This is a genomic window from Brevundimonas pondensis (genome assembly GCF_017487345.1).
GTDB lineage: Bacteria > Pseudomonadota > Alphaproteobacteria > Caulobacterales > Caulobacteraceae > Brevundimonas > Brevundimonas pondensis.
The window spans coordinates 3,152,501-3,165,647 of record NZ_CP062006.1 but is presented as its reverse complement, the minus strand read 5'-3'; the positions used below and the strand labels follow the sequence as shown (position 1 = coordinate 3,165,647).

Annotated in this window: 11 protein-coding genes; 1 reads left to right on the top strand and 10 read right to left on the bottom strand. The window is 67.9% G+C overall.

What is annotated here, in order from left to right; all coding sequences use genetic code 11:
• Nucleotide 1 precedes the first annotated feature (1 nt).
• Entirely contained in the window at nucleotides 2-1,195 is a 1,194-nt protein-coding gene (locus tag IFE19_RS15610) for an efflux RND transporter periplasmic adaptor subunit (protein WP_207823880.1), read from the bottom strand.
• Nucleotides 1,196-1,475: 280 nt separating this feature from the next.
• Here IFE19_RS15610 and IFE19_RS15605 point away from each other — a divergent pair, with 280 nt between their 5' ends.
• Complete coding sequence (locus IFE19_RS15605) at nucleotides 1,476-1,961, top strand: TetR/AcrR family transcriptional regulator (RefSeq protein ID WP_263972797.1); 486 nt, start codon at nucleotides 1,476-1,478, stop codon at nucleotides 1,959-1,961.
• Between the two features lie 64 nt (nucleotides 1,962-2,025).
• On the opposite strand, the gene leuB is transcribed toward IFE19_RS15605, so the two are convergent.
• The 9 genes from leuB to ilvD are packed head-to-tail and all read right to left on the bottom strand — an operon-like array spanning nucleotide 2,026 to nucleotide 12,129.
• Nucleotides 2,026-3,126 (bottom strand): 3-isopropylmalate dehydrogenase, encoded by a 1,101-nt coding sequence (gene leuB / locus IFE19_RS15600; protein ID WP_207823875.1) that lies wholly within the window; start codon nucleotides 3,124-3,126, stop codon nucleotides 2,026-2,028.
• Nucleotides 3,126-3,716 (bottom strand): 3-isopropylmalate dehydratase small subunit, encoded by a 591-nt coding sequence (gene leuD, locus IFE19_RS15595; protein WP_207823874.1) that lies wholly within the window; start codon nucleotides 3,714-3,716, stop codon nucleotides 3,126-3,128. Before leuD ends, leuB begins: the two co-directional genes overlap by 1 nt.
• Complete coding sequence (gene leuC, locus IFE19_RS15590; RefSeq protein ID WP_207823872.1) at nucleotides 3,716-5,164, bottom strand: 3-isopropylmalate dehydratase large subunit; 1,449 nt, start codon at nucleotides 5,162-5,164, stop codon at nucleotides 3,716-3,718. Before leuC ends, leuD begins: the two co-directional genes overlap by 1 nt.
• The gene (locus IFE19_RS15585; RefSeq protein ID WP_207823870.1) at nucleotides 5,151-6,119 is read right to left on the bottom strand and encodes a branched-chain amino acid transaminase; all 969 of its coding nucleotides are present in this window, start codon (nucleotides 6,117-6,119) and stop codon (nucleotides 5,151-5,153) included. The genes leuC and IFE19_RS15585 overlap by 14 nt, the downstream gene beginning before the upstream one ends.
• Nucleotides 6,103-7,371: a 2-isopropylmalate synthase gene (locus IFE19_RS15580; protein WP_207823868.1), complete on the bottom strand. Its 1,269-nt coding sequence runs from the start codon at nucleotides 7,369-7,371 to the stop codon at nucleotides 6,103-6,105. Before IFE19_RS15580 ends, IFE19_RS15585 begins: the two co-directional genes overlap by 17 nt.
• Nucleotides 7,371-7,622 (bottom strand): ACT domain-containing protein, encoded by a 252-nt coding sequence (locus IFE19_RS15575; protein ID WP_207823865.1) that lies wholly within the window; start codon nucleotides 7,620-7,622, stop codon nucleotides 7,371-7,373. The genes IFE19_RS15580 and IFE19_RS15575 overlap by 1 nt, the downstream gene beginning before the upstream one ends.
• Nucleotide 7,623: 1 nt before the next feature.
• The gene (gene ilvG / locus IFE19_RS15570) at nucleotides 7,624-9,342 is read right to left on the bottom strand and encodes an acetolactate synthase 2 catalytic subunit (RefSeq protein ID WP_207823863.1); all 1,719 of its coding nucleotides are present in this window, start codon (nucleotides 9,340-9,342) and stop codon (nucleotides 7,624-7,626) included.
• 30 nt (nucleotides 9,343-9,372) lie between these two features.
• Entirely contained in the window at nucleotides 9,373-10,386 is a 1,014-nt protein-coding gene (ilvC, locus tag IFE19_RS15565; RefSeq protein ID WP_207823861.1) for a ketol-acid reductoisomerase, read from the bottom strand.
• A 3-nt stretch (nucleotides 10,387-10,389) separates the two neighbouring features.
• Entirely contained in the window at nucleotides 10,390-12,129 is a 1,740-nt protein-coding gene (gene ilvD, locus IFE19_RS15560; protein WP_207823859.1) for a dihydroxy-acid dehydratase, read from the bottom strand.
• Nucleotides 12,130-13,147: the final 1,018 nt, after the last annotated feature.

Sequence of the window (13,147 nt, the reverse complement as noted above, 5' to 3'; positions counted from 1 at the left end):
TTCAGCCAGCGTTGGCGAAGGAGGCGCTGGAAGCCGGCGCCGCCTGGGTGACGGGGGCCGCGTTCGGCTGCTGGGCCACCGGAGCGATGGTTCCGTTCTTCGGCTGGACCTTCATGCCCGGCATCTGGATGCGCTGGCCGCCGGCGATGATGACGCGGTCGGTCGGCTTCAGGCCGGAACGAATGACGCGCAGGCCGTCGACCAGGGGTCCGGTCTGGACGGCGCGCGGCTCGGTCGAGCCGTCGGGCTTGACGACGATGACCACGCGGCGGGCCGCGTCGGTCGAGATGGCGGAGTCGGGCACCAGCAGGGCCTGGTAGGCGCCGGCGCCGGCCAGCTGGGCCTGACCGAACATGCCGGGCTTCAGGAAGCCGTCGGCGTTGGGGACCACGGCGCGCAGGCGGATGGTGCCCGAGGCCGGGTCGATGGCGTTGTCGGTGAAGTCCAGCGTGCCGACGCGGTCGTAGCTGGTTTCGTCCTGCAGACGGATGCGGATCGGCGCGGCGCCGCCGGCGCGGGCGTCGCGCTGATACTTGAGCGCCAGGGCTTCGGAGCCGTCGAAGACGAAGTAGATCGGCGAGGCCGAAACCACGGTCGTCAGGACGTCGCCGGCCGAGGAGCCGCCGCCGACCAGATTGCCCGGATCGACGCGGCGGTCGGAGACGCGGCCGGCGATCGGGGCGGTGACGCGGGTGAACTCGACGTCCAGCTGGCGGGCGCGGATGGCGGCGTTGGCGGCCGAGACGGCGGCCTGGGCCTGGGCCACGGCGCCGCGCTTGGAATCGACTTCGGCTTGCGACACCGCCTGCGAGGCCAGCAGGCCTTCAGAGCGGGTGAACTCGGTGCGGGCCAGGGTCAGCTGGGCCTGGGCCTGGGCCAGTTGGGCCTGGGCGGAGGCGAGGGCGGCCTGGGCCGGGCGCGGGTCAAGCGTGAACAGCAGCTGGCCCTGACGCACGAAGTCGCCGTCCTTGAAGTGGACCGACTGGATGTAGCCGCCCACGCGGGCGCGCACGTCGACGGTGCGGGGGGCCTCAAAGCGACCCGTGACCTCGTCCCAATCGACGATCTGGCGGGCCAGGGGCAGGGCCACCGTCACCGGCGGGGCCTGGGGGGCGGGCGCTTCGCCGCCCTTGGAACAGCCATAGAGGGCGGTCGCCATCAGTACGGACGCGGCCGCGATCTTCACCGTGCGCATCGGCGCATTCTCCTTGGGAGGGGATTTTGACGTAACAGACATAGCGGAACGGCGCTCATCGGGGGAGGAGGCGCCAGTCAACATCGGGTGACTTATTGATGATCATGGTTGCGCTTGTCAACGCCTGATGACAAAGCCATATAGGCGATAAGGTTTATTGGAGTACGACCACTTGGTCCTGTGCGACGCCCCCCGACCACGCAATGCGAACGCCACGCGCCAGGCTATTCTGGAAGCGGCGCGGGAGCGTTTTTGTTCCGACAGTTATGACGACGTCGGAATGCGCGACGTTGCGCGCGACGTCGGCGTGGATGCGGCCCTCATCAGCCGCTACTTCGGCTCCAAGGAAGATCTGTTCGTCGCCGTCCTGGACAGCTGCAAGAACGGCCGCGACCTGATGGAAGGCCCGCGTGAGGATTTCGGCGATCGGCTGGCGCGCGAGATTGTCTACGGCGACCTGACGCCCTGTGAGGCGGACGGAGGCGGGGCCAAGATGCGCGGCCTGCTGATCCTGCTGCGCTCGGTCGGTTCGGCCAAGGCGATGGACGTGATGCAGCGCACCTCGAACAACCGCTTCTTCGACCCTCTGGCCGCCTGGATCGGCGGGCCGGACGCCCCCGTGCGCGCGCGTCTGGCGGCGGGCCTGATCATGGGGATGGCGATTGGGCGCGAGCTGTCGGACGGCTATGCGTCGCTGGACGAGACGCAAAAGGCCGAGCTGGCGCGGCGGATGTCGGCGGCCTTGCAGGGCCTGATCGACAACTGAATGTAAAAAGGGCGAACCGTGAGGTCCGCCCTTTCTCTTTAATCCATAGGTCGGCGCGGGAGGCTCAGGCCCAGTGCATCGGCACGTGACGGGCGGCGGCCCAGTGGATGGCGCGAATGGCGTCGACGATGGCGCGCGTGGCCTCGACCGTGCCCAGGGCTCCGCCCAGATCAGCGGTGACGGCGCCCGAGGCCAGGACGGCGGCGACGGCGGCCTCGATCGAGTTGGCTTCGTCTTCCAGATCGAAGCTGTGACGCAGCATCATGGCGGCCGACAGCACCATGCCGACCGGGTTGGCCAGGTCCTGACCGGCGATGTCGGGCGCCGAGCCGTGGATCGGCTCGAACAGGCCGGGGCCATCCGCGCCCAGCGAGGCCGAGGGCAGCAGGCCGATGGAGCCGCCCAGCACCGAGATCTCGTCCGACAGGATGTCGCCGAACATGTTCTCGGTCAGGATGACGTCATAGTCGCGCGGCTTGCGGATCAGGTGCATGGCCATGGAATCGACCAGGGCGTGCTCCAGGGTGATCTGCGGATATTCCTCGGCGTGGATGCGGGTCACGACCTCGCGCCACAGGCGGCTGGTTTCCATGACATTGGCCTTGTCGACCGACGTGACCTTGCCGCGGCGCTGCTGGGCGGCCTGGAAGGCGGCGCGGGCGATACGCTCGATCTCCTCGACCGTATAGACGCACAGGTCCGAGGCGCTGGTTGCGGTACGGGTCTTCTCGCCGAAATAGACGCCGCTGGTCAGTTCGCGAAAAACGATCAGATCGACGCCCTCGACGATCTCCTTCTTCAGCGGCGAGCGGTGCGCCAGGACCGGCGAGACCTGCAGCGGGCGCAGGTTGGCGTACAGGCCCATGGCCTTGCGGATGGCCAGCAGCCCCTGTTCGGGCCGAACCGGCGAGCCGTCCCACTTGGGACCGCCGACCGCGCCCAGCAGAACGGCGTCGGCGGCCAGGCAGGCCGCCTTGGTGTCCTCGGGCAGGGCTTCGCCGGTCGCGTCGATGGCGGCGCCGCCGATCAGGTGCTCGGTGAACTCGAACCTGTGGCCGTAGATGTCGCCAATGCTATTCAGGACGCGCTGTGCGGCCAGAGCGACCTCAGGCCCGACGCCGTCGCCGGGCAGGACCACGATGTTGAAGGTGCGGGTGTGGGGCATCAGGTAGTCTCCGGTTCACGGAAGCGCTCAAAGGTCTGGATGTAGGGCAGCTTGGATTGCAGCCAGCCGAGGGTGTCGACGCCGTCGAGCAGGCATTGGCGGGCGAAGGCCTCGACCTTGAACGGGACGGGGGCGACGTTGCCGCGGCGAATCTCGCCGGCTTCCAGGTCGATGGTGACGGGCTGTTCGGGGTGGGCCGCCAGATCGTCCCAGACAGCCTGGTCGACGACGATGGGCAGCAGGCCGTTCTTCAGGGCGTTGGAGGTGAAGATGTCGGCGATCTCGGTCGAGATCACCGCCCGGAAGCCATAGTCCAGCAGGGCCCAGGGGGCGTGTTCGCGCGACGAACCGCAGGCGAAGTTGGGCCCGGCCAGCAGGATGCGCTGTTCAGTCGAGTCGATGCGGTTCAGCACCGCCTCGGGCTTGGCCGATCCGTCGGCTTCGTAGCGCCAGTCATGGAAGGCGTGGGCACCCAGACCCTCGCGCGTGGTGGTGGTCAGGAAGCGGGCCGGGATGATCTGATCGGTGTCGATATTGGCCTGGCTCAGGGTCAGGGTTTTCGACGTCAGAACCTTGAATGCATCAGACATTATTCTGCTCCTACCGCCGCGCGCACGGCGCTCGGCTGCATGAGGAGGGCGGCCTCCAGATAGGCGCGTGGGTCGGTCAGGACCCCGGCGACGGCGCTGGCCGCGGCGGTCGCCGGGCTGGCCAGGATGGTGCGGGCGCCCTTGCCCTGACGGCCTTCGAAATTGCGGTTGGAGGTCGAGACCGCCAACTGGCCGGGGGCGACGAAATCGCCGTTCATGGCGATGCACATGGAGCAGCCGGGGATGCGCCATTCGGCGCCGGCCTCGATGAAGACCTTGTCCAGACCTTCGGCCTCGGCGTCGCGACGCACGGCCTCGGAGCCGGGCACGACCAGCATGCGCACACCCGGCTGGACCTTGCGGCCGCGCAGGACGTCGGCGGCGGCGCGCAGGTCGGGCAGGCGGCCATTGGTGCAACTGCCGATGAAGACGACGTCGACCTTGTGGCCCGTCGTCGCTTCGCCGGCGGTGAAGCCCATGTAGTCGATGGCCTTGCGGTCCGAGTCCGAGCGCGGCTGCGGCACGGGGGCGCCGACGGGAGCGCCGGCATCCGGCGTGGTGCCCCAGGTGGCCATGGGGCGGATGGCGGCGCCGTCCAGTGCGACTTCCTTGTCGAAGGTCGCGCCGGGGTCGGAGGCCAGGCTCAGCCAGTCGGCGGCGACGGCCTCATAGTCGGCGGGGACGTGCTTGCGGCCGCGCAGCCAGTCGATGGTCGTCTGATCCGGGGCGATCATGCCCGCGCGGGCGCCCGCCTCGATGGACATGTTGCACAGGGTCATGCGCCCTTCCATGTCCAGCGAACGCACGGCCTCGCCGGCATATTCGATGACGTAGCCGGTGCCGCCGCCGAAGCCGATGGCGGCGATGACGGCCAGAGCAACATCTTTCCCGGACACACCGGGACGCAGGCGCCCGTCGACGGTCACGCGCATGGACCTGGCGCGGCGCTGCAACAGGCACTGGGTGGCCAGGACGTGGCCGACCTCGGAGGTGCCGATGCCGAAGGCCAGGGCGCCGAACGCTCCGTGGGTGGCGGTATGGCTGTCGCCGCAGACCACGGTCATGCCCGGTTGGGTCAGGCCCAGCTCAGGGCCCATGACGTGAACCACGCCGCGCTGGTCCGAACCCCAACCGGCCAGCTCGATGCCGTGACGGGCGCACTTGGCCTCCAAGGTCTCGACCTGCTTGCGGGCCTGGCCGGTGACATAGGGGCGCTGGCCGTCCGGCCCGGCGGGCAGGGTGGGGGTCGAGTGGTCGAGGGTGGCGAAGGTGCGGTCGGGGCGGCGGACCTTCAGTCCGCGCGCCTCGATTTCGGAAAAGGCCTGGGGCGAGGTGACTTCGTGGACCAGGTGCAGGTCCACATACATAACGCCCGGCGTCTCGGCCGTTTCCGGCACGACGACGTGCCGGTCCCAGACCTTTTCGTACAGGGTCCTAGGCTGGCTCATGCACGCGCTCCTTGGGGGCGGTCGTCGCCTCGCCGATGGGCTCCAGCCAGCCGAAACGGTCGGGCGTCGTGCCGTCGAACAGGCCGCGGAAGGCCTTGTTGACCGCCTTGGTGATCGGGCCGGGGCCGTTGGAGCGGGTGGCGATGCCGTCGATGGAGCGGACTGGGGTGATCTCGGCGGCGGTGCCGGTCATGAAGACCTCGTCGGCGACGTAGAGGGCTTCGCGCGGCAGGATCTGCTCGCGGGCCTCATAGCCCAGACCGCGCGCCAGCTTCATGACGCTGTCGCGGGTGATGCCCTGCAGGATGGAGGCGGCGGCGGGCGGGGTCATCAGCACCCCGTCCTTGACCACAAACAGGTTCTCGCCGGCGCCTTCCGACAGGCGGCCGTCGACGCCCAGGGCGATGCCTTCGCCGAAGCCGCCGACGCGGGCTTCACGCCCGATCAGATAGCCGGACAGATAGTTGCCGCCCGCCTTGGCGCCCGCCGGGATGGTGTTGGGGGCGACGCGGTTCCAGCTGGAGATGCAGGCGTCGACGCCCTTTTCCAGGGCTTCCTCGCCCAGATAGGCGCCCCAGGGGAAGGCCGAGATCATGACGTCGGTGCGGATGTTCTCCGGGCTCGGGGACACGCCCATGCCGCACTCGCCCAGGAAGGCCAGGGGGCGCAGGTAGGCCGAACGCAGGCCCTCGGAACGGACCACGTCCTTGCAGGCCTGGACCAGCTCGTCCTCGGTGAAGGGCAGGGGGAAGTGATAGATGCGCGCGCTGTCGAACAGGCGGCGCACGTGGTCGGTCAGGCGGAAGCCGCATGGGCCGTTCGGGGTGTCATAGACGCGGATACCCTCGAACACCGAGGTGCCGTAGTGCAGGGCGTGGCTCATGACGTGGATTTTCGCGTCGGCCCAGGGCGTCAGTTCGCCGTTGATCCAGATATTCTTAGCCAGCGGTTGCATAGGTCTTGTCCATTTGTGCGGAGGCGCCCCCATTCAGGGTTTTGGCCGTCACAGCCGTGATGATGGCGGTCAGCTCCGCGTCATTGATTTCGCCGATCTGGTCGGCGCGTTGCTTGAAGCCGGCGAAGACGTCGGCCAGGCGCTGGCCTTCCAGCACGTGACCCAGGGCCTCGGCCCGCTTGCCGACCGCGTGGCGGCCGGAATGCTTGCCCAGCACGAAGTAGCTGCCCTCGAAACCGACGTCCTCGGGACGCATGATCTCGTAGGTGCGGGCGTCGGCCATCATGCCGTGCTGGTGGATCCCGGCCTCGTGGGCGAAGGCGTTCAGGCCGACGATGGCCTTGTTGCGGGCGATGACCGTCTCGGTCACGTCGCGCAGGGTCTGCGAGGCCCGCACCAGGTGGCGGCTCTCGGCCGATACGCTGACGCCATAGCGGTCCGCGCGAGTGCGAAGGGCCATGATGATCTCCTCGATGGAGGCGTTGCCGGCCCGTTCGCCGATGCCGTTGATCGCGCCCTCGATCTGACGCGCACCGCCCTCGACGGCGGCCAGGGAGTTGGCCACGGCCAGACCCAGGTCGTTGTGCGCGTGCGACGAGAAGATGATGTCGGCGTGCCGCGGGCGGATGATCCCGTCCAGATAGGCGAAGCGTTGGCGCGCTTCTTCGGGCGTGGCGTAGCCGACAGTGTCGGGCACGTTCAGGGTCTGGGCGCCGGCGTCGGCGGCGGCCATCAGGGCCTCGGCCAGGAACTCCGGCTCGGTGCGGAAGGCGTCCTCGGCCGAGAACTCGACGTCGTCGAACATCGAGGCGGCGTATTCCACCGTGCGCGAGATCGTGGCCAGAACCTCGTTGGTGCTCATCCGCAGCTTGGCCGAGCGATGGATCGGGCTGGTGGCCAGGAAGACGTGGCAGCGGCGGTGCGACTTCGGCGCGGGCGACAGGGCCCGGAACGAGGCGTCGATGTCCTTCTCGTTGGCGCGCGACAGCGAGGCGAAGACCGGACCCTCGATCTCGCCCGCCACGCGGCGGATGCACTCCTCGTCGCCCGGCGAGGCGGCGGCGAAGCCGGCCTCGATCACGTCCACGCCCAGGTCGCGCAGGACATGGGCCATCTTCAGCTTGGACTCGGCCGACATGGAGAAGCCGGGCGCCTGTTCGCCGTCGCGCAGGGTGGTGTCGAAGATGATGACGCGGTTGGGATCGGACGCCGCGATTTCTGCGGTTCTGGATACTCGTTCTACTCGGGACATTACGCGGCCTCGGACTGGAAGGCGGGGGCCTTGATGCGCGAAACGCCGAACAGGCGATCGATCTGGCAGCCCAGGTTGTCGATGGAGCGCGCGGCGTCGCGGCCGCGCACGGTCAGGGCGATGCGGCGCGAAGGCCCCTCGTCGGCCATGCTCATGCCGTCGATGTGGAAGCCGCGGCGTTCCACCAGGCCGATGAGACGCTGAAGCGAGCCGTCGGCCCGGTCGATCTGGATGTGAATGGTGTCGCTCATGTTATGCGCCTTCCATCATTTCAGCGTTGCTCTTGCCCGGCGGAACCAGAGGCCAGACATTCTCTTTGGGGTTGATGACGACGTGGGCCAGGCAGGGGCCGTCGGCCGCCAGCAGGCGGGCGATGCCGGCCTCGACCTGATCGCGTTGCGCGATGCGGAAGGCCTCGACGCCGAAGGCCTCGGCCACCTTCACGAAGTCCGGATTGTCGGACAGATCGACCTCGGAATAGTTCTCCTCGAAGAACAGCTCCTGCCACTGGCGCACCAGGCCCAGCGACGAGTTGTCCAGCAGAACGATCTTCAGGGCGACGCCGTAGCGCTTCAGGGTCGCCAGCTCCTGAATGTTCATCATGAAGCCGCCGTCGCCGGCGATGGTGACGACCGTGGCCGACGGATCGGCCAGCTTGGCGCCCAGACCGGCGGGCAGGCCGAAGCCCATGGCCCCCAGACCGCCCGAGGTGATGTGGGCTTCGGGCTTGGAGAAGCGGCAGTGCTGGGCGGCCCACATCTGATGCTGGCCGACGTCGCAGGCGGCGACGAAGCGGTCGCCCGCCATCTCGGACAACTGCTTCAGCAGGGCGGGCGCATAGACGCCTTCGCCCGGCGCGTCATAGCGGGCGGCGTGATGGGCGGCGGCCGAGGCGCAGCGGATGACCCAGGGATCGATGGCCAGAGGCGCAGCGGCCATGCGAGCGGTCAGGGCCTCGACGCCGGGCTTTAGCTCGCCGGCGACTGCGACATGGGTCTCGCGCAGCTTGCCGATCTCGGAGGCGTCGATGTCGAAGTGGACGACGCGGGCGTGGGGCGCGAACTCGGCCAGCTTGCCGGTGGCGCGGTCGTCGAAGCGGGCGCCCAGGACGATCAGCAGGTCGGACGCCTGGACCGCCTCGTTGGCGGCGCGCGTGCCGTGCATGCCCAGCATGCCCAGATAGCCGGGGGCGTCGGTGGCGACCGTGCCCAGGGCGTTCAGGGTCGAGACGGTGGGGATGCCGGTGGCCTCGGCGAAGGCGCGGACGGCCTCGGTCGCGCGACCGATCTTCACCCCGCCGCCCACGTAGATCAGCGGGCGTTCGGCGGCGCGGATGAAGCGTTCGGCCTCGGCTATGGCGTCGTGATCGACGTCGCTGGCTTCATTGGGGATGTTGAAGCCGAACGGGGCGGCCGCCGTGGCGAACTGGACGTCTTTGGGCAGGTCGACCAGGACCGGTCCGGGGCGGCCCGAGGCGGCGATGTGAAAGGCCTGTTCGACGGCGGCCGGGATCTCCGACGCGTCGCGCACTAATATAGAGTGTTTCACGATCGGCAGGGTGACGCCCAGGATGTCGATCTCCTGGAAGGCGTCGGTGCCCATGACGCCTTGTGGAACGTTGCCGGTGATGCAGACCATCGGCACCGAATCCATCATGGCGTTGGCGATGCCGGTGATCAGGTTGGTGGCGCCGGGGCCGGAGGTGGCCATGCAGACGCCGACCTTGCCCGAGGCGCGGGCATAGGCGTCGGCGGCGAAGGCCGCGCCCTGTTCGTGACGGACCAGGATGTGCTTCAGGCCCGTGCCGGTCAGGGCGTCGTAGATGGGCATGATGGCGCCGCCGGGGTAGCCGAAGACCACCTCCACGCCCATCCGCTCCAGGCTGGAGACGAGCAGGCGCGCGCCGGTGGCCGTGTCGTTCACGGTCGCCGGGGCGGAGGCGGTTTTCAGGGCGGGCGCGGCGGCGCTCATCGGGTCAGTCTCTCTTTATATATATGCGGGTCAGGCGGCTTCAGACTTGGGGGTCTGCAGCCAGGCCATGCGCTCGCGCAGGCGGGCGCCCGTCTGCTCGATGTGGGATTGGCGATCGGCGTCTAGCCAGGCCTGGTACTGCGGCTTGCCGGCCTCGTTCTCGGCGATCCAGTTCCTCGCGAAGGTGCCGTCCTGGATCTCGGTCAGGACCTCCTTCATGCGGGCGCGGGTCTCGTCGGTGATGACGCGCGGGCCCGAGGCGACGGCGCCCCACTTGGCCGTTTCCGAGATGAAGTGGTGCATCTTGGAGATGCCGCCCTCGTAGAAGAGGTCCACGATCAGCTTCAGCTCGTGCAGGCATTCGAAGTAGGCGATCTCGGGCTGGTAGCCGGCCTCGACCAGGGTGTTGAAGCCCGAGATGACCAGCTCCTTGGCGCCGCCGCACAGGACGGCCTGTTCGCCGAACAGGTCGGTCTCGGTCTCTTCGCGGAAGCTGGTTTCCAGCAGACCGCCGGTCGCGCCGCCGATGCCCTTGGCGTAGCCCATGGCGCGGTCGCGCGCCTTGCCGGTCGCGTCCTTCTCGATGGCGAACAGGCTGGGGACGCCGCGACCGCGCGCGAACTCGCGACGGACCAGATCGCCCGGACCCTTGGGCGCGACCAGGATGACGTCCATGTCGTCGCGCGGCGTGATGCGGTCGTAGATGATCGAGAAGCCGTGGGCGAACAGCAGGGCGGCGCCCGGCTTGGCGTTGGGCTCGATGATGTCCCGATAGACCTCGTTCTGGATCATGTCCGGGGTCAGGATGGCGATGATGTCGGCGCCGCGAACGGCCTCGGCCGGCTCGGCGGTGGGGACGCCGTCGGCCGTCGCATGCTTCCAGCCCGTGCCGCCCTGGCGAACGCCGACGACGACGTCATGGCCCGAGTCCTTCAGGTTCTGGGCGTGGGCGCGGCCCTGCGAGCCATAGCCGATGACGGCGATGCGCTGGCCGGCGATGGCACCCGGCTTGATGTCGTCGTTGGTGTAGATGGTGATGGCCATGGGTCAGGCGTCCTCAGAGATGGCGGCGTTGGAATAGGTTTCGGCCGTTTGGGCCGGCGGCGGATTGGGGATGGTCACGGCCCCTTGCGAGGCGGAGGCGACGGCGGCGCGGTATTTCGCGAAAACGCCTTGCGCCGGACGGACCCGGTTGGGGGCGAAGTCCGCCCGGCGCGCCTCCAGATCGACGAGCACATCGATCCTTCGGTTGGTGACGTCGATGACGATCGGATCGCCATCGCGAATGAGTGCAATCGGGCCGCCCGCCGCCGCTTCGGGCGAGACGTGGCCGGCGACGAAGCCGTAGGAGGCGCCCGAGAAGCGACCGTCGGTCAGCAGGGCGACGTTCTCGACCTTGCGGCCCTTCAGGGCGGCGGTGACCTGCAGCATCTCGCGCATGCCAGGACCGCCCTTGGGGCCTTCGTAGCGGATGATGATGACGTCGCCTTCGCCGACCGAGCCGTCCTGAACCGCGTGGAAGGCGTCCTCCTCGCAGTCGAAGACGGCGGCGGGGCCTTCAAAGCGGTCGACCTTGTGGCCGGTCAACTTGATGACGGCGCCTTCGGGAGCGACGTCGCCATAGATGACGGCGTAGGAGCCGCGCGCCATGACGGGGGCGTCCATGCTGGTGACGACCTTCTGGCCCGGGGTCTCCTCGGCTTCGGCGGCCTCGGTGAACAGGCTGCGGCCGGTGACGGTCGGCGTGTTGACGATCTTGCCGGCCTCGGCCAGTCGCTGGGCGACCAGGCGCGTGCCGCCCGCCGCGAACAGGTGGGAGGCCAGGAAGCGGCCGCCGGGCTTCAGGTCGCAGATGACCGGGGCCTCGACGCAGGCCTGGTGGCAGTCCTCGATGCCGAAGTCGACGCCGGCCTCGGCGGCGATGGCGGTCAGGTGCATGACGGCGTTGGTCGAGCCGCCCGAGGCCGAGACGGCGACGGCGGCGTTCTTCAGGCTGGCCCTGGTGATGTATTTGCGGGCGGTGTCGCCGGCGAAAACGCGTTCGACGATCAGACGACCGCAACGCTGCCCTTCCGCGCCCTTGCCGGGATCGACGGCGGGGACGTCGTTGGCGCCCATGGGGCTGATGCCCATCATCGACAGGGCCATCGCCATGGTGTTGGCGGTGAACTGGCCGCCACAGGCGCCGGCGCCAGGGCAGACCGCGCTCTCGACAGCTTTAAGGCCCTCGTCCGACAGGGCGCCCGCGCCGTGGGCGCCGATGGCCTCGAACACCTCTTGGACCGAGACCTCCTTCTCGCCGATGCGGCCGGGCAGGATGGTCCCGCCGTAATAGACCAGGCCGGGGATATCCATCCGGGCCAGGGCCATGGCCGCCGCCGGGATGGTCTTGTCGCAGCCGACGATGCAGACGACGCCGTCCAGCTGATGCCCCTCGACCGCCAGCTCGATGGAGTCGGCGACGACCTCGCGGCTGATCAGCGAGGCCTTCATGCCCGCCGTGCCCATGGAGATGCCGTCGGTGACGACGATGGTGTTGAAGTCGACCGGATAGCCGCCCGCCGCGATGATGCCGGCGCGCACGTCCTTGGCCAGACGGTCCAGGTGCATGTTGCACGGCGTGACCGTCGACCAGGTGTTGACGATGGCGATCATCGGCTTGTCGAAGTCGGCGTCCTGCATGCCCGCCGCGCGCAGATAGGACCGCGCCGCGGCCCGGTTCGGCCCCTGGGTGACGGCCGAACTGCGTGCGTTGGGTCGTTTTTTGCTGTCAGGCGAGTTGGTCATCGGTTTTTTTGGAAGGTTCTGCCTATCGGCTCTGTATTGGGCACATGAAAAACCCCGCTGCCGGGAGGGAGCGGGGTGAAGCGGGCGATTTTGACTGGGTTAGGTCAGGTCGCAGGCATCCACACCGCTCGGCTAAGCGGAATAAGAATTACCGAAAGAAGGAGTACGCCCAGCGACAGCACGCGCAGATCGGCCGCCGCTTTCGCGGGGCTCAGGATCGCAGCAATGGCGGCGCGGTGGGGCACGGAAGAACCTTTCAACTGGCGGCCTTTATGCCCGGCCTCATATTGCGATGCAACCGAGGTCTTCAGGTTGAGTGGAAAAAAACACCACAGAAGGTCGCGCTTGCGGCTCTCGTCTGACGCGTTTCTCGTTTTTGGCGCCTCTTGAGGAATAAAAATCCAATATCTGGGCGACGTCTCTTTAGTGGGTGCGCGCGCGTAGCGAAAGAGCGGCGGATATGTGGCGCGGATGATTCCGGTTCGTTGAGTTTCTTGAGCTTTTCGTCATTTATGTCTTGTGGTGCGGGGGGTGAGTTTGTATATCGCCACCTCGCTCGGCGACGGGCTGGCCCGACTGGCTTCGGAGTTGATTTTCCGGGGTTTTGTCTGGGGCGGGGTTTGAAAAAGCCTCTTGCCTCGGGTGGTTGGATCGGTTAGTCTCCGCGCTTCAATCGAATCGCTGAAATGCATTGAGGGGCTGACCTTCTGGTTGTCTCGGCGGTTTTCTGTGGGTGTCGGAAGCTTCGGTTTTCGAAACTGCAGAAAGGCTGAAAAGCCCGGTTGACAAGGAGATCGGCTCTCACTAGATAGCCGCCTCCGCCGCTCCTTCCCGGGGCGGTTTGGTGAAAAGAAAGTTCTTTAAAAAGAACTGCTTGACACCGAAAACTGAGGCAGCTAAACAGCCGCCTCCGCCGCGGACCGGCGCTAAACAGTCCGGCCGGTTCTTCCGGTCCTGGTCTTTGAAATCGTTGATCTGGAAAGAGAAACGCAGGCGGCGGTGTCCTAGCGAAGTTCTT

Bases quoted from the DNA above. Each gene is read 5' to 3' on its own strand.
- IFE19_RS15610 (WP_207823880.1), bottom strand. From the start codon at position 1,195: ATGCGCACGGTGAAGATCGCGGCCGCGTCCGTACTGATGGCGACCGCC.
- IFE19_RS15605 (WP_263972797.1), top strand. From the start codon at position 1,476: ATGCGCGACGTTGCGCGCGACGTCGGCGTGGATGCGGCCCTCATCAGC.
- leuB (WP_207823875.1), bottom strand. From the start codon at position 3,126: ATGCCCCACACCCGCACCTTCAACATCGTGGTCCTGCCCGGCGACGGC.
- leuD (WP_207823874.1), bottom strand. From the start codon at position 3,716: ATGTCTGATGCATTCAAGGTTCTGACGTCGAAAACCCTGACCCTGAGC.
- leuC (WP_207823872.1), bottom strand. From the start codon at position 5,164: ATGAGCCAGCCTAGGACCCTGTACGAAAAGGTCTGGGACCGGCACGTC.
- IFE19_RS15585 (WP_207823870.1), bottom strand. From the start codon at position 6,119: ATGCAACCGCTGGCTAAGAATATCTGGATCAACGGCGAACTGACGCCC.
- IFE19_RS15580 (WP_207823868.1), bottom strand. From the start codon at position 7,371: ATGTCCCGAGTAGAACGAGTATCCAGAACCGCAGAAATCGCGGCGTCC.
- IFE19_RS15575 (WP_207823865.1), bottom strand. From the start codon at position 7,622: ATGAGCGACACCATTCACATCCAGATCGACCGGGCCGACGGCTCGCTT.
- ilvG (WP_207823863.1), bottom strand. From the start codon at position 9,342: ATGAGCGCCGCCGCGCCCGCCCTGAAAACCGCCTCCGCCCCGGCGACC.
- ilvC (WP_207823861.1), bottom strand. From the start codon at position 10,386: ATGGCCATCACCATCTACACCAACGACGACATCAAGCCGGGTGCCATC.
- ilvD (WP_207823859.1), bottom strand. From the start codon at position 12,129: ATGACCAACTCGCCTGACAGCAAAAAACGACCCAACGCACGCAGTTCG.